This is a genomic window from Mycobacterium sp. C31M, assembly GCF_053345865.1.
Map to the genome: position 1 here is coordinate 23,244 of NZ_JBKFAX010000002.1, position 19,452 is coordinate 42,695.

Genomic DNA, 19,452 nt, shown 5'->3' on the forward strand with positions numbered 1-19,452 from the left:
AGTAAACCGGTTGCTGAACGTTGGGGTGGCCGGAATTACCGGTTCGCGACCAGCGCCCTTCGGGAGGGTCGCTTCATGCGGTTGTTCTCCTGGATCGCGGGAGCCGGATGTTTCGCGCTGGCCGGGTTGCTGGTCGTATTCCAGTTCCATCCCGCCGGCCCCGGCGTTGTCGGCGCCCGAGTGCTCCATGTCGTCATCGCCCTGATTGCGGTGGCGGTGGGGGTGCGCTGGGTGCACGGACGCTGGCCGACCCACCTACAGGCCACGGCCTTCGCGGTGTGGCTGGATGTCGCAATTGCCGCAGCGGCCGTCACGATGTCTACGCCGATTGCTGCCCTCTGTGTCGCCGCCTTCCTCAGCGTCAACGGCGTGTACGTCGCCTTTCTGCTCGGCTGGCGGCCTCTCGTCGCCCATCTCACGTTCTGCAGCACGGTCATTGTGGTCATCGTCGGCCACGGCGCTCTCACCGGACGTGCCACGCTGTGGGACACGATCCCGGTGTTGCTGCCGACCGTCACCTGGGTCGTGATCGTGTCCGTATGCGGAGGCCTGCTGGTCGAGAATGGCCGCAAAGCGCTGCGAAAGACCGCGCGCTCAGCGCACCACGATCCGCTGACCGGATTGCGAAATCGCCGCGGCATGTACGCCTCCGTCCACGCGGCCCTTGCCGGTGTCGATGCGCACGCCACTGTCATTGCCGCAGTGTGCGATATCGACAGGTTCAAACAGCTCAACGACAGCGCGGGACACGCCGTCGGCGATATCGCGCTGGCGGGGATGGCCCGGATGCTGAAAGCGTTGGCATCACCCGACGAACTCACCGCCCGCATCGGCGGTGATGAGCTTGTCCTCGTTGCCTTCACCACCGCGCCGCGTGTGGCCGTCGATGATTTGATCGACCGGTTGCGCCCGCTGACCGACACCCGCGTCGAGGGTATGGCGCTCACCGCGAGCATCGGTATCGCGACCCTCGATGTCGCGGATCCGCATTTCAGCGTCGACGACGTCCTGCGCCACGCCGATGCCGCCATGTACGAAGCGAAACGCTCCGGTGGCGCTACCTGCGTCGTCTACGCTACGAAATCCACCACGGTCGCAGCGGCAGGCCCCGGTCATCGCCGTGATCGTCCAGCTTGACCGCCAGGATCTGGTGCAGCTGCACCACATTGGACTCGAATCCGAGGCGTGAACCGGCCATGTAGAGCCCCCATACCCGGGCGGTGGGCAGGCCCACCTCGTCGACCGCCTCATCCCAGTGCTCGACCAGATTGCGGCACCAGTCCCGCAGGGTCAGGGCGTAGTGGTGGCGCAGGTTCTCCTCGTGGAGCACCTCGAACCCGACGTCCTGGGCCTCGGTGATGATGCGCCCCGACCCGGTGAGCTCGCCGTCGGGAAAGACATACCGGTCGATGAAGAAGCTGGCGGTCGTGCCGGTGCGATTGTTCGGACGTGTGATGCTGTGGTTGAGCAGCAGTGCGCCGGTACGCATCCGGGCCTGCAGGAAGGCGAAGTACGCCGGATAGTTCGCCACGCCGATATGTTCGGTGAGACCGATCGAGGACACCGCGTCGAAGCCGGACTCCTCGATATCGCGGTAGTCGCCGTGTCGTACCTCGGCCAGGTCAGACAGTCCCTCGGCGGCGATGGCACGGTGCGCCCAGGCGGCCTGCTCTGCGGACAGCGTCACACCCAGTGCCTTCACCCCGCGGCGCGCCGCGTAGCGCACCATACTGCCCCAACCGCACCCGACGTCGAGCAGGCGATCGCCGGGTTGCAGGCGTAGCTTCTCGAACACCAGTCGGTACTTGTTGTCCTGCGCCTGTTCCAGCGTCGCGTCCTCGTCTGGGTAGCACGCACAGGTGTAGGTCATCGACGGGCCGAGCACCCACTCGTAGAAGGTGTTGGACACGTCGTAGTGGTGGTGGATGGCCTCGGCGTCACGAGTCTTGCTGTGCAGCACACCATCCGCGAAGCGTCGCCAGCGCGGCTGGGCTTCCTGTGGCGGCGGGGCGATCGGCAGCAGGTGCTCAAGGCCGATCGAGGCGATGATGTTGGCCAGCACCCGCGCCGGTGGTCGTTTGAAGGCCGATGTGGCGGCCATGGCGCGCAGCAGGTCGTACGGGTCGCCGGGGTGGACACCGAGCGGCTCGATATCGCCGGCCACATAGGCGCGGGCCAGCCCGAGCTCGCCGGGCGCCGTGGCCAGATAGGTGGTGCCGCGGGGGCTGCGCAGGTCGAGCCCCACGGTCGCGTCATCGGGCCCGCTGGAACTGCCGTCATAGGCGGTGAATTTGAGTGGCAGTCGGCCCGCGGCGAAGATCTCCAGGATCTCGGCGAGGCTGAGCCGGCCCTGATCGTGGGATTGGCCCTTGAATGTCGTCACTTGTTCTGCACCGCCTTCGCATACAGATCCAACAGCCGGGTGTCCGGGTCGTAGATCTTCTTGGCCGACTTGTAGGCCTCGCCGCCGTACAGCCCGTAGAACTCGTCGGGACCGTAGAAAGATTCCGAGTACAGCGATTTGTGACCGTCGAGGTCGGTGACCGCGGACTCGATGCGCCGGTTGGTGTGGCCGGGGGTGGGGCCGGCTGGTACCGACGACCAGAAGCCGATGTTCACGTAGCTTTGATGCGGCCGGATCGGGTACAGCGGCCAGCTCGTGTCGTCGCGAAGTCGCAGGGGGCACAACCAGAGCGGCTCGATCGGAACTTCGGCCAGAAACCAGTCGAGGAACTCCTGGCAGCGCTCGATGGGTACCTCGACGTCCTGCACGACACGCTCCCGAGGTGGCCGGCCGTGACGTTTTTCGATCCGGTCGGCGATCCCGAAGCGCCGGTCGTAGCCGATCAGCTTCCAATAGAAGCTGCTGCGCCGCAGCCGCCGCGGCCACAACCTGCGCACCACCGGGTGTTGTGCGCCGAAAGCCCGTGAACACCAGAACCAGTCGGTGTCCCAGCGCCACAGGTAGTCGGCGATGGTGAGCCGGTCGTGCAGTTCGCCGCGCGGGTGCTGGATGGACCGGTAGTAGATATCGGCACCTGTGTAGTCGCTGACCGGCCCGGGTGTGGCCGTCTGGGTGCCCAGACACAGATAGCTCTCAGCAGCGCTGAACACCACGCCGTCCAGGTAATCGACCGGGATCCCGTCGTGGCCACGGGTCTCGATGATGCGGTCCATCGTGGCGATCAGCTCAGACGTCGATCCGAATCGCAGGTGCCGTAGCGCGACGAACGGCTGAACCGGTTCCAGCTCGATCCGTAGACGTACCGAATAGCCCAGCGTCCCATAGGAATTAGGGAACGCATGGAACAGGTCGGAGTTCTCGGTACGGCTGGCGGTGACGAGTTCGCCTGCCCCGGTGAGGATGTCGAGTTCACGCACCGACTCGTGCGGCAGTCCGTTGCGGAACGATGCCGATTCGATTCCCAGGCCGGTCACCGCGCCGCCCAGGGTGATCGTCTTGAGTTGGGGGACCACCAACGGGGACAGGCCATGGGGCAGCGTCGCGGCCACCAGGTCCTCGTAGGTGCACATCCCGGCCACATCGGCGGTGCGGGTGTTCGCGTTCACCGCGATGACACCGGTCAGCCCCGAGGTGTCGAGGCCCTTGGCAGCCGAGGGCGCCCGCGCCCGGAACAGGTTGGACGTGGGTTTGCTCAGCCGCACGGTCGCTGACGCAGGGATGGCGCGGTAGCTGTCCAGCAGCCGCTGCACGCCCGCCTCGTGTACAGCTTGTGCGTCAGTCGCACCGACAGACACACATATACGCTAGTCCTCGGTCGCTGACCTTGCGACCGCACAGATACGTGATGACGGGAGTTTTGCACTCATGGGACAGGTCAGCGCCTCCAGCACTGTGTTGATCAACGCCGAGCCGGACGCTGTGCTCGCCGCGGTCGCCGATTACCAGACGGTGCGGCCGAAGATCCTCTCCTCGCACTACAGCAACTATGCGGTGCTTGAGGGCGGGCAGGGCGCGGGCACCGTCGTCACCTGGAAGCTGCAGGCCACCGAGTCGCGCTCGCGCGACGTCAAGGCCGGCATCGATGTGGCAGGCAAGACCGTCATCGAGAAGGACGCCAACTCGTCGCTGGTCACCAACTGGACCGTGGCACCGGCCGGGACCGGTTCCACCGTCACGGTGAAGACGTCGTGGACCGGGGCCGGCGGGATCAAGGGCTTCTTCGAGAAGACCTTCGCGCCGTTGGGCCTGCGCAAGATCCAGGCCGAGGTGCTGGAGAACCTGAAGAAAGAGCTCGAAAGCTAACTGTTGGCCAGCCAGGTGGCGATACCACGCGCCACCGCTTCGGCCAGCTTCTGCCGCCCGGCCTCGGACTCCATCAGCGCGGAGTCCGCCGGGTTCTTCATGTTGCCCAGCTCGACGAGGATCGACGGGAACTGGGCGTGGTTGAGGCCCGCGATATCCGAGCGCGGGTTCAGCCCGCCCGAGCCGATGTAGTTGGCCGGCGGGATCCCCGAGCCCTGCAGCTGATCCTTCATGATCTGGGCGAACTGCACCGAGGGGCCGGCCTGCACGGGGTTGAGCGGGGGCGACGAGTACAGCACGTGGAATCCGCGCCCGGTGTCCGGGCCGCCGTCGGCATGGATGCTGACGATGGCGTTCGGGCGCAGCGCATTGGCCATCGCGGCGCGTTCGTCCACACACGGACCCAGGGCGTTGTCGTTGCCGCGTGACATCGCGGTGCGGACCCCGTTGGCATCGAGGATCGCGCGGACCCGCAGCGTGACATCCCAGTTGAAGGTGTGCTCGGGATAGCCGGAGTTGGTCGCCGTCCCGCTGGCCTGGCAGTCCTTGGTCCCGCCGCGGCCGGTCGGCACCTGACGGCTGATCGAGGCGTCGTTGGCCCCGTTGTGGCCGGGGTCGAGGAACACGATCTTGCCGGCGATGCTGCCCGGCGCTGCGGCGGCCGGTGGGGCGCCGACGGAAACGGCGGCCACCAGCACGGCGGTCGCGGTGGCCGCGCCGACACGCAAGCTGTTGGGGACGTGCACGCCGCCACGGTAGTCGCGCAGACGGCTAGTGTTGAAAGTGCACAGCGCCTTGGGCTCGTAGCGCAACGAAGTCGAGACCGGGCCGCAATCAACACGTCGAAGGAACCTTATGCAGCCCGGTGGTGGTCAGCCCGATATGTCGGCACTGCTCGCGCAGGCCCAACAGGTGCAGCAGCAGCTGATGGAGGCGCAGGAGGCGCTGGCCAACGCCGAGGTGCACGGCCAGGGCGGCGGCGGTCTGGTTCAGATCACCATGAAGGGCAGCGGCGAGGTGATCGCGGTGGCCATCGACCCCAAGGTGATCGATCCGTCGGATCCGGAGACCCTGCAGGATCTGATCGTCGGCGCGCTTGCCGACGCCTCCAAACAGGTCACCATCCTGGCGCAGACCCGGCTGGGTCCGTTGGCCGGCGGGCTGGGTGGCCTCGGTATGCCGGGAATGTGACTTGTTCGAGGGACCTGTCCAGGATCTGATCGACGAGCTGGGCAAGCTGCCCGGTATCGGGCCCAAGAGCGCCCAGCGCATCGCGTTCCACCTGCTGTCGGTCGAACCGCCGGACATCGACCGGTTGACCGCGGTGCTCGGCCGGATCCGCGACGGTGTCACCTTCTGCGCCGTGTGCGGAAACGTCTCCGATGAGGAGCGCTGCCGGATCTGCAACGACGCGCGCCGCGATGCGTCGCTGGTGTGTGTGGTCGAGGAACCCAAGGACATCCAGGCCGTCGAACGGACCCGGGAGTTCCGCGGCCGGTATCACGTGCTGGGCGGTGCGCTGGATCCGCTGTCCGGGATCGGGCCGGACCAGCTGCGGATCCGTGAGTTGCTCAACCGGATCGGGGAGCGGGTCGACGGGGTCGACGTCGCCGAGGTGATCATCGCCACCGATCCCAACACCGAAGGTGAAGCCACCGCGACGTACCTGATGCGGATGTTGCGTGACATCCCCGGGCTGACGGTGTCGCGTATCGCGTCGGGCTTGCCGATGGGTGGTGACCTCGAGTTCGCCGACGAGCTCACCCTGGGCCGCGCCCTGGCCGGCCGTCGTACGATGGTCTAGGTCTCTTTCCCGCCCAAACGAACAAACGGGCGGATTCTTGCGAGTAGATCCCACCCGTCCGTCAACCTCGGCATCCGTGTCAGACCCGGAGACGACGATGCCGCCATGACAGAGATATTCCTGGGCAGAGAAGCCCTCGGTGAGGGGATGCCCCGCCAGATACTGCGACAGTTCTATCGGCCGGTGTTCCGCGGCGTTCATGTACCGAAGCGCGCTGCCCTGACACTGGCGGACCGCACTATGGCGGCATGGCTGGCCTCCGATCGCACCGGCGTGATCACCGGCGTGGCGGCTTCTGCGCTGCACGGAGCCGATTGGGTCGACGACGACGAGCCGATCGAGATCCTGACAGCGCAGCGCCGGCGACAACCCGGCCTGCAGGTGCGGATGGATCGGATCCAACCCGACGAGTGGACCACGCTCGACGGCATCCCGGTGGCGACTCGGGCGCGCACCGCCTTCGACCTGGGCCGGTATCAGAGGCGGTCGCTGGCGATGGGCAGGCTCGACGCGCTGATGCGCGCCGCGCCGTTCGATCCTGCAGAGATTGCCGCACTCGAACAACGCTATGGTGCTGTCCGCGGCGTGCGGCAACTGCGCGAACTGGTTCCGTTGGTGGACCCGGGAGCCGCATCTCTGAAGGAAAGCTGGTTACGACTGTTGTTGATAGACAACGGATATCCGGTACCCGAGACGCAGATTCCGGTGCGCGACGCCAACGGCTTCGTGTTCGCGTATGTGGACATGGGGTGGCGGGAGATCGGATTGGGGGTCGAGTACGACGGCGACCAGCATCGGACTTCCCGTCAGCAGTATGTGACGGACATCCGGCGGTTGCCGAAGATCCGTGCACGTGGCGTCGAGGTGATCCGGGTGATCGCAGAGGACACCAAATCCGAGATCCTGGGACGGGTCGGCGAGGCTTTCGTCCGTCGCGGCGGCACCGAGATCTACGAAAAGGCCGGATCTACTCGCACTTTTCGGTCCATTTGTTCGTTTGGGCGAGAAAGTGAGGTTGCCTAGACCCGCCGGGGTGCGGCCAGCCGCTCGGAGCGCAGGAGGTCCACCTCGGGCAACTGCAGCGGCGGAAGCTCGCCGACCACCTGGGACAGCAGGTGATCGGCCAGCTCCGGGTTGCGGGCCAGGCACGGGCCGTGCAGATAGGTGGCGACGACGCTGCCCTGCACGGCCCCGTCGTATCCGTCGCCGGCACGGTTGCCCGCGCCCTTGGTGACGGCCGCCAGCGGCGCGGCGTCGGTGCCGAGAACCGTTCCGCCGCGGTGGTTCTCGAAACCCGTCAACGGTTGGGTGAGGCCGGTGAGCAGCGGGGTGGACGCCACCTCGCCGATGGTGCGGGCCTGTTGCGGTGAAGTGGTCACATCCAGCAGTCCGACACCGTCGACGCGCTCCGCGGCCGAGGTCTCATACCAGTGCCCGAGCACCTGGATGGCGGCGCAGATCGCCAGCACCGGGGCGCCGCGCACGGCGGCCCGTTGCAGACCCGGGTACCGGATCAGGTGTTTGGTGGCCAGTCGCTGGGCGTAGTCCTCGGCGCCGCCGAGGGTGTAGATGTCCAATGATTCCGGCACCGGGTCGGCGAGTGTGATCTCGATGATCTCGGCGGCAATACCGCGCAGCGACAACCGCTGTCGCAGGACGACGGCGTTACCGCTGTCACCATAGGTGCCCATCACATCGGGCAGCACCAGACCGATCTGGATCATGGCAGCCGCCGATTCAGTTGCAGGAAGGCCGTGTAGTTCGCGATGACCTCGACATGCCCGGGAGGGCAGGACGCGATGGCGGCGAGGGTGTCATGCACCAGGGTGTGCTCGACGCCCGCGTAGCCCAACCGGACGGCAAGGTCGGTACCGCGCTCCCCGGCCGCTACTACCTGCGTCTGTTCGAAATGCTCGAACCGGACATCCCACAGCCAGGACAGATCCTCCCCGTCGGGAACCTGACCGTTGACCGAGATGACCACGCCCGCAGCATCTTTGTCGATCATCGACAGTGCCTCCTGCCAGCCGGCCGGATTCTTGGCCAGTAACAATCGGGCGGTGTGGTCACCGATGCGTACGGTGCGATAGCGGCCGGCGACCTCGTCGACGGCAGCGACCGCACGTACCGCCGCGGCCGGATCGGCACCCAGTGCCACCGCCGCGGCGACCGCCTGGGTGGCGTTACCGCGGTTGGCCGCGCCGGGCAGGGCCAGCGTCATCGGCGCGGAGAAGCCGTCGGGTCCGTGGATCGTGGTGTCGTCGAACCACCATGCGGGGGTGGGACGTGTGAAATCGGTGCCGGTGGAGTGCCAGTCGCTGCCGTTGCGGACGATGATCTCCCCGCTGCGCGGACAACTCACCGAGTCGCCGGCCCAGGATCCGCCGGCGGCCACCCACACCACATTTGGGCAGTCATAGGCGGCCGACGTCATCAGGACGTCGTCACAGTTGGCGATCACCACCGCATCCGGATGCCGGGCCAACCCGGCCCGCAGCGTCCTTTCGATGTGATTGATCTCACCGACCCGGTCGAGCTGGTCGCGGGACAGATTCAGCAGCACGATCACCGACGGTGACACCGCATCGCTGACATGCGGGACGTGCATCTCGTCGACCTCGAGCGCGGCCAGATCGGTTTTACGGGCCCCGGCGAGCGCGGCCACCAGGCCGGCGTCCATGTTGGCGCCCTCGGCGTTGGTCGCCACCGGACCCACCGTGGCCAGCGCGGCGGCGGTCATGCGGGTGGTGGTGGACTTGCCGTTGGTGCCGGTCACCACCACCGTGCGGCGTCCGCTGCCCAGCTGGCCCAGGATCGACTTGTCGATCGACATCGCCACCAGGCCGCCGATCATCGCCCCGGCACCACGCCCGGTCACCCGGGATGCCCACCGTGCGGCGGCCCCGGCGCCCAGCGCCACGCGTCCTCGTGTCGACACCATCGAACCGAATATTAGGTGCCCGACACGCGGCGGTGCGATCCGGTGTTGTCGGAGGCCCGTGCCATCCTCGGGTTATGAGCCAGTGCTGGGGCCGGCCGTCGGCCGACACGGGCGCCGGATGGGCCGTCGTCGATGTCGAGACGACGGGCTTCCGGCCCGGCCAGGCACGGGTGGTCAGTGTGGCGGCCCTGGCGGTGGGTGACGACGGCAATGTCGAACACAGCGTCTCCTCACTGCTCAACCCGGGCGTCGACCCCGGACCCACCCACGTGCACGGTCTGACCACCGAGATGTTGGAGGGGCAACCCACCTTCGCCGATATCGCCCCGGCTCTGATGGAGGTGCTGCACGGCCGCACCCTGGTCGCGCACAACGTCGCCTTCGACTACGCATTCCTGGCCGCCGAGGCCGAGCTCGTCGGCACTGCGCTGCCCACCGATACCGTCATGTGCACAGTGGAGCTGGCCCGACGTCTGGACCTGGGCACCGAGAACCTGCGGCTGGAGACCCTGGCTCGGCATTGGGGTGCCACTCAGTTGCGCCCCCACGATGCGCTCGATGATGCGCTGGTGCTCGCCCAGATCCTCAAACCGGCGCTGGTACAGGCCCGGGAACGCAAGGCGTGGCTGCCGATCCGGTCGGTGAGCCGCCGGATCTGGCCCAGCGGGCAGGTCACCCACGACGAGTTGCGGCCGCTGAAGGTGCTGGCCGCGCGGATGCCCTGCACGTACCAGAATCCGGGGCCCTATGTCGCCGGCCGGCCGCTGGTGCAGGGCATGCGGGTGGCGTTGTCCGCCGAGATGACCCACACCCATGAAGAGGTCATCGAACGCATCGTCGATGCCGGCCTGGCGTACGCCGAAAACGTCGACCAGCAGACCTCTTTGGTGGTGTGCAACACGCCCACACCGGATCAGGGGAAGGGCTATCAGGCCACTGAGCTGGGGATACCGCTGGTCAGCGATGCCGAGTTCATGGCGATGGTTGCCCGTGTGGTCGGAGGCACCGATGTCGAGGACTTCACCGATGTCACCGGTGACGGGGATCAGTTCGCACTGTTCTGACCGCAGGACTACGGTCACCGCATGATCCGCACCGGTGCCGTAGCCCTGGCTGCGGCGCTGCTGCTGGCACCGTCCGCGCACGCGGACATCACCGACTCGGGTACCACCTGGTTCCTCGGTGGCGGACGCACCGCGAACTCGCCGTCGGAGATGACCATCGAGCAGGCCCGGGACCGGCTCGCCGATCTGGGCCCGAACCCCCGTATCGATGCGGTGATCCAGTTCAGTCGCGATGGCGTACACACCGGCCGGCCCTTCGGCGCGGCGGTGCGCGAAGGCACCGCCAACGCCTTCGCGACGGTGCGGCCTGGTGACACGATCATCGGCTACAGCCTCGGTGCGGCCGTCGCCCAACAGCTCAAGAAGATCCTGGCGCAGGCGCCCGACGATCCGGCCGTCCCGGGACCAGACTACGAGTTCATCACCTTCGGTGATCCCACCAACAATTCAGGCGGCGAAATGCCGTTCATGCGAAGACATTTCATCAACATGGGCGACCTGCTGCCGCCGCTGAGTGCCGATGACGACACGGTGTTCACCACGACCACCGTGGCCCAGGAGTACGACCGCATCGCCGACTTCCCGGACCACGCCTGGAACTTGGTGGCCGTCTGGAACTCCCTGCTGTCGGCGAAGGATCACCTAGGCTACCGGGTCGCCTGGGCCGACACCACCGACGCCCAGCGTGCCGAGGGGGTGCACCGCGACGACACCCAGGAGCGCGTCCGGATCATCACCACACAGCACAACAGCAAGGGCGGCACCAACATTCACGTGCTGGTCAAGTCCGACACCCTGCCGCTGACCCGGTGGCTGCGGATCTGGAGTTGGACAAACCCGGTGATCGACACCGTCGACGTACCGCTGCGGTGGCTGATCGACGCCGGGTATACCGGACATCGCTGAACCGGTGTAGCGACGACAGGTGGACGCGCGATTTTCGTACCGTGACCCGTCCGCAGTCCTATGCTGGCGCCATGCACGACCGACGTCGGGCAAAAGGGACGACAGTCGCCAAATTGGGCGCCTGGTGTGCGCTCGTCGGAGTGCTCGTTGCCGCGCTCCTGTTCCCGTTCGTCGGCGGGCCGGCTGTACTGGCCATGCGGGTATTCGATTCGGTCACCGAGGAATCCGCACAGTTGTTGGCGGGCGAGGTGCCGTCGGTGTCCACCATGGTCGACGCCGAGGGCAATCCCATTGCGTGGCTGTACGACCAGCGGCGCTGGGTGGTTCCCGGTGACCGGATCGCCGACACCATGAAGTTGGCCATCATCTCGATCGAAGACAAGCGGTTCGGCGAGCACAACGGCGTCGACTGGCCGGGCACCCTGCAGGGCCTGACCGGGTACCTGCGGGGTGACGAATCCACACGTGGTGGGTCGACGCTGGAGCAGCAGTACGTCAAGAACTTCAACCTGCTGGTGAAGGCGCAGACCAACGCGGAACGACGCGCCGCCGTGGAGATCAGTCCGGCCCGGAAGCTGCGCGAGATCCGCGCGGCACTCGCCCTGGATGCCGCGCTGTCCAAGCAAGAGATCCTGACGCGTTATCTGAACCTGGTGTCGTTCGGGAACGGGGCGTTCGGTGTTCAGGACGCCGCGAAGACCTACTTCGGCATCAACGCGGGCGAACTGAACTGGCAGCAGGCTGCCCTGTTGGCCGGAATGGTGCGCTCCACCAGTGTGCTCGATCCCTATACCAACCCCGACGCCGCACTGCAGCGGCGCAACCTCGTGCTGGACACCCTGATCGAGAATCTGCCCGAACTGGCGGAAGAACTGAGAACGGCCAGGGCTCAACCTTTGGGGGTACTGGCGCAGCCCGATCCGCTGCCGCAGGGGTGTATCGCCGCGGGCGACCGTGCGTTCTTCTGTGAGTACGCGATGCGGTACCTGGCCAATGCCGGCCTGGACCGGGCCGAGGTGGCCCGTAACGGCTATCTGATCCGCACGACGCTGGACCCGAGGGCACAGGACAGCGTGAAGAGGGCTGTCGACGAGGTGGCCGATCCCAGGACGGAAGGGGTTGCCAGCGTGATGAGTGTCATCACACCGGGCAAGGACACCCACCGTGTGGTGGCGATGGCCGACAGCCGTACCTACGGCCTGGACCTCGACGCCGGGCAGACGCTGCAGCCGCAGCCCTTCTCGCTCGTCGGGGACGGCGCCGGTTCGATCTTCAAGATCTTCACCACGGCGGCGGCGTTGGAGATGGGGATGGGCATCGACGCCAAACTCGACGTCCCTGCGACATTCCGGGGGACCGGGCTGGGCAGCAGCTCCGAGCCGGGATGTCCAGCGAAGACCTGGTGCGTGCGCAACGTCTCCGGGTTCGCGGGCTCGATGAACGTGACTGATGCGCTGGCGAAATCGCCCAATACGGCGTTCGCGAAACTGATCGCCCAGATCGGCGTACCGCGCGCGGTGGACATGGCAGTCCGGCTGGGCTTGCGGTCGTACGCGGAGCCGGGGAGCGCGCGTGCCTATGAACCCGGCACCAACGAGAGCCTCGCCGATTTCGTGAAGCGGCAGAACCTGGGATCGTTCACCCTCGGGCCGCTCGAACTCAACGCACTCGAATTGTCCAACGTGGCTGCGACGCTCGCCTCCGGCGGTATGTGGTGTGCACCGAACCCGATCGACAAGGTCTTCGATCGCAATGGCGTCGAGGTGGTACTGGATACGGACCCCTGTGAACAGGTCGTCCCCGAGGGGCTCGCCAACACGCTGGCCAATGCGCTCAGCAAGGACCACATCGGCGGGACAGCCACCGGCGCTGCGGGTTCGGTGGGCTGGGACCTACCGATGGCGGGTAAGACCGGCACCACCGAGTCACACCGGTCGTCGGGCTTCCTCGGTTTCACCAATCGTTACGCCGCCGCGAACTACATCTTCGACGACTCCGCCTCACCGTCGAGCCTGTGCTCGTACCCACTGCGCAAGTGCAGTGACGGTGACCTCTACGGCGGCAGCGAGCCCGCCCGCACCTGGTATCTGGCGATGGAACCGATCGCCGACCGCTTCGGTGAAGTGACGATGCCGCCGACCGACCCCCGCTACGTCGAGGGCGGACCGGGCAGCGAGATACCCAGCGTGACCCAGCTGGGTTTCGACGCGGCCCGGAAGCGGTTGGAAGAAGCGGGTTTCCAGGTGGCAGCGCAACCGACTGCGGTCAACAGCTACGCCGACAAGGGTGCGGTTGTGGGCACGACGCCGAGCGGTAAGACCATCCCCGGTTCGATCATCACCATCAACACCAGCAATGGGATCGCCCCGGCGCCGATCTACCAGCCTCCTCCACCGGGAGCGCCGCCGCCACCGGAAGTGCCACCGCCGCCGCCGCCCAACATCATTCAGATCCCCGGGCTGCCGCCGATCGTGCTGCCGTGGCCGGCCCCGCCACCTCCGCTGCCGCCGGCGTGAGGGTCAGCGTGCGGCGCGGTTCACCGCCGAGACCACCGCACGCAGCGACGCCGTGGTGATCGAGGTGGCGATACCGACACCCCACACCGTCTTGCCGTCGATGGATGCCTCGACATAGGCGGCCGCCTGGGCCTCCTCGCCCGCGGACATCGCGTGCTCGGAGTAGTCCAGCACGTTGACCTCGAAACCGATGGCGGCCAACGCATCACAGAACGCTGCCAGTGGCCCGTTGCCGGCGCCGACGATCTCGCGCTCTTCGCCGTCGACCTTGACGACCGCGGTGATGGTGTCGGTGCCGCCGTCGACCTCGGCCGCGTCGACCTTCTGCCGGATCCGCTCCAGCGGGACGATCGGGCGCAGGTACTCCTCGGAGAAGGCGTCCCAGATCTCCTTGGGGGAGACCTCGCCGCCCTCTCCGTCGGTGATCTGCTGAATGGCCTGGCTGAACTCGATCTGCAGCCGGCGCGGCAGGGCCAGACCGTGATCGGCCTTCATGATGTAGGCGACGCCGCCCTTACCGGACTGCGAGTTCACCCGGATCACGGCCTCGTAGGTGCGCCCGACGTCCTTGGGATCGATCGGCAGATAGGGGACCTGCCACAGGATGTCATCGACGTCGGAATCCTGTTCGTCGGCAGAGACTTTCATCGCATCCAGGCCCTTGTTGATGGCGTCCTGGTGGCTGCCGGAGAACGCGGTGTAGACCAGGTCGCCGCCGTAGGGGTGCCGCTCGTGCACCGGCAGCTGGTTGCAGTATTCGACGGTGCGGCGGATCTCGTCGATGTTGGAGAAGTCGATCTGCGGGTCGACGCCGCGGCTGTACAGGTTCAGTCCCAGCGTCACCAGGCATACGTTGCCGGTGCGCTCGCCGTTGCCGAACAGGCAGCCCTCGATCCGGTCGGCGCCGGCCTGGTAGCCCAGTTCGGCTGCAGCGACCGCGGTTCCGCGATCGTTGTGCGGGTGCAGGCTCAGGATGATGGAGTCCCGCGGGGTCAGATGCCGGCTCATCCACTCGATCGAGTCGGCGTACACGTTCGGCGTGGCCATCTCGACGGTGGCGGGCAGATTGATGATCAGCGGCACCGCGGGCGTGGGCTTGACGATCTCGGCGACGGCGTTGCACACGTCGACGGCGTACTCCAGCTCGGTGCCGGTGTAGGACTCCGGCGAGTACTCGAAACGCCACTGGGTGTCCGGGTACTTCTTGGCCTCCTCGACGCACATCCGGGCGCCGTCGGTGGCGATGGCCTTGACCGCGTCGCGGTCGGCCCGGAAAACGACGCGGCGCTGCAGGATCGACGTCGAGTTGTAGAAGTGCACGATCGCGCGCGGGGCGCCCGCGCACGCCTCGAAGGTGCGGGTGATCAGCTCCGGGCGGCACTGGGTCAGCACCTGGATGGTGACATCGTCGGGGATGGCGCCCTGCTCGATGATCTCGCGGACGAAGTCGAAGTCGGTCTGGCTGGCCGACGGGAAACCGACCTCGATCTCCTTGTAGCCCATCCGGACCAGCAGGTCGAACATGCGGCGCTTGCGGGCCGGGCTCATCGGGTCGATCAGCGCCTGGTTGCCGTCGCGCAGGTCCACCGCGCACCACCCGGGTGCGACGTCGATGACTTTGTCGGGCCAGGTGCGGTCGAAAGGCGGAACGTTCACAGCGCCTGATGCCGGGCTCCCGCCCGGGACCTCGTCGGCGAAGGAGCGGTACCGGTGCACCGGCATCGAGGTCGCGCGCTGGGTGTTCCAGGCGGGCTGGCCGGGATTGGGGGCTCCGGCGGGAGTGGAGATTCTGCGCACGGACGCGAAGGCGTCGGGGGAATCTACTGAGGACTTGCTGAAGCTGGTCATTGTGGTGGCTCCGGGGTCTTGTTTTTTGACTTCAGACCGGCGCATCGCGAAGACCCGCGACGGGAGGCCAGTCTGGATCAGACCCCGTCGCGGCGTCCGAGGAGGAGCACCCGCTGCACGTGGGCAACTGTACTCCGGGTGCGGCCGCAGCCAAAACGGCGGTGGGCGAATTGGTGCAAGTGGGGGCGGCGAACCCGGCTTAGGGTGCTAGAGAGGCGAGGAAAACGGGGGTTTCATGAGCGGGTCGGTCGAGGTCGTCACCTCGGAACTGCATATCGCGGCGGACCGTCTGCGCGCCTCGGGGCAGCGCCTGCAGGACGGCCTGTCGGCGGTCGACCTGGAGACCAGCAACCTGCTGGGATCCGGCTGGAAGGGTGAGGCCGCCACCGCGTTCGAGAAGTACTGGGATCAGTGGCACAAGGGTGCCGGTCAGGTGGTCCGCGCGTTGCAGACCATGTCGGAGGCCCTGGACACCGCGGCGCAGAACTATGCGGCAGGCGATGAGCAGGGTGGCCAGGCGATCGGGTCGACCATGCAGGGTGGCGCGGGTTCGGGCTCCGGTGCGTCCCCGGGTGGGGCTGCGAGTTCCGGCGCCGGCGGTGAAACCGCCGGTCAGTCGGGTGCCGGCGGATCCAGCGGTTCCGGAGCGAGTGGTTCGGGTTCGGGTGGTTCCGGTTCGAGCGGTGGGCAGGGCAGCCTCGCCGACCAGATGAACCTGGGCCAGGTGCTGCAGCCGCTGTCGCAGCTCGGCGCCATTCCCGCACAGATGGCGGGGCAGTTGACCGCCGGCCTGGTGCAGGCGGGTCAGATCGCGGCGGGCGCGGCGCAGCAGGCGGTGCAGGCCGGAATCGAGCTGGCTCAGCAGTCGGCCGCAGCGGACGCGGCCGAGCGCGCGGAGGGCGAGCCCGAACATTCCGACGGGGCCGCAGGTGGTGCCGACGCGGCCGGTGCCGCGCCGGCCGAGCCGCTGCCGGATGAGCCCGGTGCCGCCGATTCGACCGTCCGGAGTCTGTGATGACGAAGTTGGTGGTGGACTTCCCGCAGCTGCAGGGCGCCATCGATCACATGGCCGAGTTCGGCCGCGAGGTCGCAGAGGTGCTCGAAGAGATCGATCAGGCGATGGCGGCGTTGCGGGCCAACTGGGAGGGGCAGGCCTCCGATACCCAGGAGCAGGCCCAGCAGCAGTGGGAGGACGGCGCCGAGACGATGAAGACATCGTTGGAGCAGCTGCGCAAGGTCGCCGAGGGCGCACACAAGAACTACACCGACGCGGTCGCCAAGAACAAAGAGATGTGGGCGGGCTGAGTTCGTGCGGATCGAGGTAGAGCCGCAGGAGCTGATCGGCGCCGGCAAGCAGGTCGGCTCACTGGGGACACAGCTCGGCGCGCTGTCGGATGCGATGAGTCAGGTGCTCTCGGGCGGAATCGCATCGGGAACGGACGCCGCGGGCCTGAACTTCGGGATCAGCTACGGCCGCCAGGCCGACGATTTCGGTTCGTATCTGGCGCAATTGGCCAACTCGTTCAAGAGCGTCGGGCTGATGCTGGAGGCCACCGGGCTCAACTATCAGCACTCCGACCAGGCGTCGACCGCCGGTGGGTCGGGGCCCACGGGCGCTGTCAGCGGGGAGCAGGCCGAGACGAAGGCCGGTGACGCGCCGTATGCGCCGGTGATGAGTCTGGTCCCGCCGCCGCCGAACTGGTGGCTGATCCAGCCGCTGCTGAACATGATTCCGCTGTTCGGGGTCGCGATGACGTGGCCCACCGGTGATTCCGGAATGATGAACGTGACTGCGGCGCAATGGACCAACATCGGTCGTGGTCTGAAGGTCTTCGAACCGGCATTGCAGGCCGCATCGATGGCAGCGGGTGCGCAGGACATTCCCGAGGTCGGCCAGATCACGCAGGCTCTCAAGGACATCGGTGAGGGTGCCACCAAACTTGCCGCCGTCGCTGACGGGATCGGCACCGCCATCACCGATTTCGCGCGCGGTGTGCAGGAGACGCAGGATTCGATCCGGCGTCTGCTGGACCGGTTGTCGTTCGGTGGGCTGGTGGACACCGTCACCGGATTCTTCACCGGTGAGGGCATGGATATCCTGCGCGAGATCGCCAACGATGTCGGCAACGTGCTGGAGAACTTCCAGAACCAGGTACAGGGTGTGCTGGGGCTGCTGGATGAGCTGGCCACACTGCTCGGCGAGGCCGCTGATGCGTTCAACAAGTGGGCGCGCCCGATTCTGGTGGCCACGTTCGGCGATGACGCCGGCAATCTGATCGCGGATGGGCTGGAGCTCTACACCGACTTCGAGGTGGGCCTCGGGGCAGCGGTGATCGGCTTGGTGTCCGGCACGGTGGCGTTGGCGGACCCGGCCACGTGGAAGGGGCTCGCCGATACCGCGGTCATGATCGCCAAGGACCCGACGAAGATCGACGATGTGCTGCTGCAGGCCGGTGGTGAGTTCATCGCATGGGATGAACTCACCGGTGAGAACCCGGCCCGAGGTGTCGGCGAGGCCTTCGGCAACATCGGATCACTCTTCATCCCCGGTGGGGCGTTCGCCAAGGGCGGGTCGGTGGCCAAGGGGCTGAACTTCACCCGCAACCTGTTGGAGAAGGGCGATCTGGGTCCGCTCGCCAGGCTGCCCGGTCTCGGTGGCCACCGTACGCCGGATATGCCCGAGCTTCCGGATGCACCTGGTGTGCCCCATGTTCCGGAGTTCACCCCGCCGGCTGGTATTCCGGGTTCGGTGCTGAATCCCTCGGGTGCCGGGCCGGGTTCGCCGAGTGCCCCGGGGTCTCCGAACGGCAATGCGCCGGTTCGGCCGCAGGGCGGCGATCCCGGTGGTCCGTCGCCGACCAGCCCGTCTCCCAATGGGTCTCCCGACGTCGGGGCCGGCCCCGGTAGCCCGTCCTCCGGTGGGCCGGCGCCGACGGGTGGCTCGCCCAGCCCCGGTGGCGGCGACGGCCCGTCGTCGAATGGTCCTGTCCCGACGGGTGGTTCGCCCGGTCCGAGCGGCGGAGACGCACCTTCGGGTGGCTCGCAATCGTCCCCGTCGATTAGCTCACCTAGTGAGTCGCCGGGGCCGAGTGGACCGAGTAAGCCTGGTGGCGACGACGGTCCGGGACCGTCGTCGAGTGGCGACAAGAGTGCGAACGATTGGACTAGCGCCGGTAGTGGGGCAGGTTCGGGCAACGGCGATTCCGGCAACGAAATCTCCCAGAAGTCGGATGAGGTAAGCGGTGAAACGCCAACAGGTCATGGCGGCATCGATGACGGAGGTCGGCTGTCCACTCCCAACGAGACGGATCCGACGTCGCAGCCGGGTGACCAAGTTTCCGATCCAGTGGATTCTCAGTCCGGCGATCACGGGCATAACCCCCCGCACACTGGACTTAGTGACCCACCCGCAAACCACGGCGAGGTCGGTGGGCAACTACCAGACCTGACGGCGATCAACGACGAGTTCCGTTTAGATAGTGGGGCTGTCGATCCGGATCGCTTTGATGAGTGGACGCAGCAAGTCGCTGATGCTTATCCGAACATCAGCAGTGAGGGCGTAGCCGGCGTCTACGATTACACGACCGAGAACTACCAGGGCATGAATCCCTACCTTCGTGACGTTGATCCACTGTCGCCTGAGCAACAGTCAATACTCGGTTCTGACTCGATCGCAAATATGACCGACGATCAGCGAGCTTCGTGGGAGCAGCGAATTGTGAACACCGACGAAGGTCTCGCGTCGCTTCCTCCCTATCGAGCCGATCCGACTGACCTCATGTCGACCACGTGGCGGGGTTTGCATGCGTCTGACGACTTACTCGCGCAGTTGCAGCAAGGAGATATCTTCAGAGATTCTGCATACCTCAGTACATCGACCGATTCGAGAGTGGCGGAACAGTTTGCGTTGACGGCCGATCCAGGGCGAACGCCGACCTTGCTTTCGATCGAAGGTCACAACGGAGTCGATGTGGCACCCTTGTCCCGCTATGCGGATGAGGCCGAGATCCTGTTTCCGCGAGGGTCGGAGTTCGAAGTGATCTCCAGAGAGCTGGGAGAAGATGGTGTCATGCGTATTTTCCTGAGGCAGGTGCAACCTTGAGCTC

The 19,452-nt window shown here is 66.7% G+C and carries 17 protein-coding genes; 11 read left to right on the top strand and 6 right to left on the bottom strand.

All coding sequences use genetic code 11. From position 1 onward, the window contains the following. Nucleotides 1-75: 75 nt before the first annotated feature. Nucleotides 76-1,137, top strand: coding sequence for a GGDEF domain-containing protein (locus ACLBYA_RS02540; protein ID WP_447707800.1), 1,062 nt, complete (start codon nt 76-78; stop codon nt 1,135-1,137). On the opposite strand, the gene ACLBYA_RS02545 is transcribed toward ACLBYA_RS02540, so the two are convergent. Together ACLBYA_RS02545 and ACLBYA_RS02550 are read right to left on the bottom strand one after the other, a co-directional pair. After that, nucleotides 1,076-2,383 carry a class I SAM-dependent methyltransferase gene (locus ACLBYA_RS02545; RefSeq protein WP_447707801.1) on the bottom strand — a complete coding sequence of 436 codons (1,308 nt, stop codon included), beginning with the start codon at nt 2,381-2,383 and terminating at the stop codon, nt 1,076-1,078. The genes ACLBYA_RS02540 and ACLBYA_RS02545 overlap by 62 nt on opposite strands. Then, nucleotides 2,380-3,759: an FAD-binding protein gene (locus tag ACLBYA_RS02550; RefSeq protein ID WP_447707802.1), complete on the bottom strand. Its 1,380-nt coding sequence runs from the start codon at nt 3,757-3,759 to the stop codon at nt 2,380-2,382. Before ACLBYA_RS02550 ends, ACLBYA_RS02545 begins: the two co-directional genes overlap by 4 nt. A gap of 70 nt (nt 3,760-3,829) precedes the next feature. Here ACLBYA_RS02550 and ACLBYA_RS02555 point away from each other — a divergent pair, with 70 nt between their 5' ends. Then, a complete protein-coding gene (locus ACLBYA_RS02555) occupies nt 3,830-4,267 on the top strand; it encodes an SRPBCC family protein (protein ID WP_447707803.1) in 438 nt (145 codons plus the stop codon). On the opposite strand, the gene ACLBYA_RS02560 is transcribed toward ACLBYA_RS02555, so the two are convergent. Next, nucleotides 4,264-5,013, bottom strand: coding sequence for an Rv3717 family N-acetylmuramoyl-L-alanine amidase (locus ACLBYA_RS02560; RefSeq protein ID WP_447707804.1), 750 nt, complete (start codon nt 5,011-5,013; stop codon nt 4,264-4,266). The genes ACLBYA_RS02555 and ACLBYA_RS02560 overlap by 4 nt on opposite strands. 109 nt (nt 5,014-5,122) lie before the next feature. Between ACLBYA_RS02560 and ACLBYA_RS02565 the strand changes: the two genes are divergently transcribed. The 3 genes from ACLBYA_RS02565 to ACLBYA_RS02575 all read left to right on the top strand — a co-directional run bounded on the left by ACLBYA_RS02565 (nt 5,123) and on the right by ACLBYA_RS02575 (nt 7,094). Continuing rightward, nucleotides 5,123-5,458, top strand: coding sequence for a YbaB/EbfC family nucleoid-associated protein (locus ACLBYA_RS02565; RefSeq protein WP_447707805.1), 336 nt, complete (start codon nt 5,123-5,125; stop codon nt 5,456-5,458). Nucleotide 5,459: 1 nt separating this feature from the next. Next, a complete protein-coding gene (gene recR / locus ACLBYA_RS02570; RefSeq protein ID WP_447707806.1) occupies nt 5,460-6,071 on the top strand; it encodes a recombination mediator RecR in 612 nt (203 codons plus the stop codon). Between the two features lie 105 nt (nt 6,072-6,176). Further along, a complete protein-coding gene (locus ACLBYA_RS02575; protein ID WP_447707807.1) occupies nt 6,177-7,094 on the top strand; it encodes a hypothetical protein in 918 nt (305 codons plus the stop codon). On the opposite strand, the gene ACLBYA_RS02580 is transcribed toward ACLBYA_RS02575, so the two are convergent. Together ACLBYA_RS02580 and ACLBYA_RS02585 are read right to left on the bottom strand one after the other, a co-directional pair. Further along, the gene (locus ACLBYA_RS02580; protein WP_447707808.1) at nt 7,091-7,795 is read right to left on the bottom strand and encodes a type 1 glutamine amidotransferase; all 705 of its coding nucleotides are present in this window, start codon (nt 7,793-7,795) and stop codon (nt 7,091-7,093) included. The two genes, ACLBYA_RS02575 and ACLBYA_RS02580, sit on opposite strands and share 4 nt — an antisense overlap. After that, nucleotides 7,792-9,012: a MurT ligase domain-containing protein gene (locus tag ACLBYA_RS02585; protein WP_447707809.1), complete on the bottom strand. Its 1,221-nt coding sequence runs from the start codon at nt 9,010-9,012 to the stop codon at nt 7,792-7,794. The genes ACLBYA_RS02580 and ACLBYA_RS02585 overlap by 4 nt, the downstream gene beginning before the upstream one ends. Nucleotides 9,013-9,086: 74 nt before the next feature. Here ACLBYA_RS02585 and ACLBYA_RS02590 point away from each other — a divergent pair, with 74 nt between their 5' ends. The 3 genes from ACLBYA_RS02590 (at nt 9,087) to ponA2 (ending at nt 13,498) form a co-directional block, all read left to right on the top strand. After that, a complete protein-coding gene (locus ACLBYA_RS02590) occupies nt 9,087-10,076 on the top strand; it encodes a DEDDh family exonuclease (protein WP_447707810.1) in 990 nt (329 codons plus the stop codon). Between the two features lie 21 nt (nt 10,077-10,097). Then, nucleotides 10,098-10,982 (top strand): PE-PPE domain-containing protein, encoded by an 885-nt coding sequence (locus ACLBYA_RS02595; protein ID WP_447707811.1) that lies wholly within the window; start codon nt 10,098-10,100, stop codon nt 10,980-10,982. Between the two features lie 71 nt (nt 10,983-11,053). After that, entirely contained in the window at nt 11,054-13,498 is a 2,445-nt protein-coding gene (gene ponA2 / locus ACLBYA_RS02600; RefSeq protein WP_447707812.1) for a transglycosylase/D,D-transpeptidase PonA2, read from the top strand. A 3-nt stretch (nt 13,499-13,501) separates the two neighbouring features. Here the strand turns inward: ponA2 and leuA are convergent, their stop codons facing one another. Further along, complete coding sequence (gene leuA / locus ACLBYA_RS02605; RefSeq protein WP_447707813.1) at nt 13,502-15,346, bottom strand: 2-isopropylmalate synthase; 1,845 nt, start codon at nt 15,344-15,346, stop codon at nt 13,502-13,504. A gap of 235 nt (nt 15,347-15,581) precedes the next feature. Here leuA and ACLBYA_RS02610 point away from each other — a divergent pair, with 235 nt between their 5' ends. The 3 genes from ACLBYA_RS02610 (at nt 15,582) to ACLBYA_RS02620 (ending at nt 19,448) form a co-directional block, all read left to right on the top strand. Then, nucleotides 15,582-16,361: a WXG100 family type VII secretion target gene (locus tag ACLBYA_RS02610; protein WP_447707814.1), complete on the top strand. Its 780-nt coding sequence runs from the start codon at nt 15,582-15,584 to the stop codon at nt 16,359-16,361. Then, the gene (locus ACLBYA_RS02615; RefSeq protein ID WP_447707815.1) at nt 16,361-16,651 is read left to right on the top strand and encodes a WXG100 family type VII secretion target; all 291 of its coding nucleotides are present in this window, start codon (nt 16,361-16,363) and stop codon (nt 16,649-16,651) included. The genes ACLBYA_RS02610 and ACLBYA_RS02615 overlap by 1 nt, the downstream gene beginning before the upstream one ends. A gap of 235 nt (nt 16,652-16,886) precedes the next feature. After that, nucleotides 16,887-19,448, top strand: a complete 2,562-nt coding sequence (locus ACLBYA_RS02620) for an ADP-ribosyltransferase (protein ID WP_447707816.1) — start codon at nt 16,887-16,889, stop codon at nt 19,446-19,448. Nucleotides 19,449-19,452 lie beyond the last annotated feature (4 nt).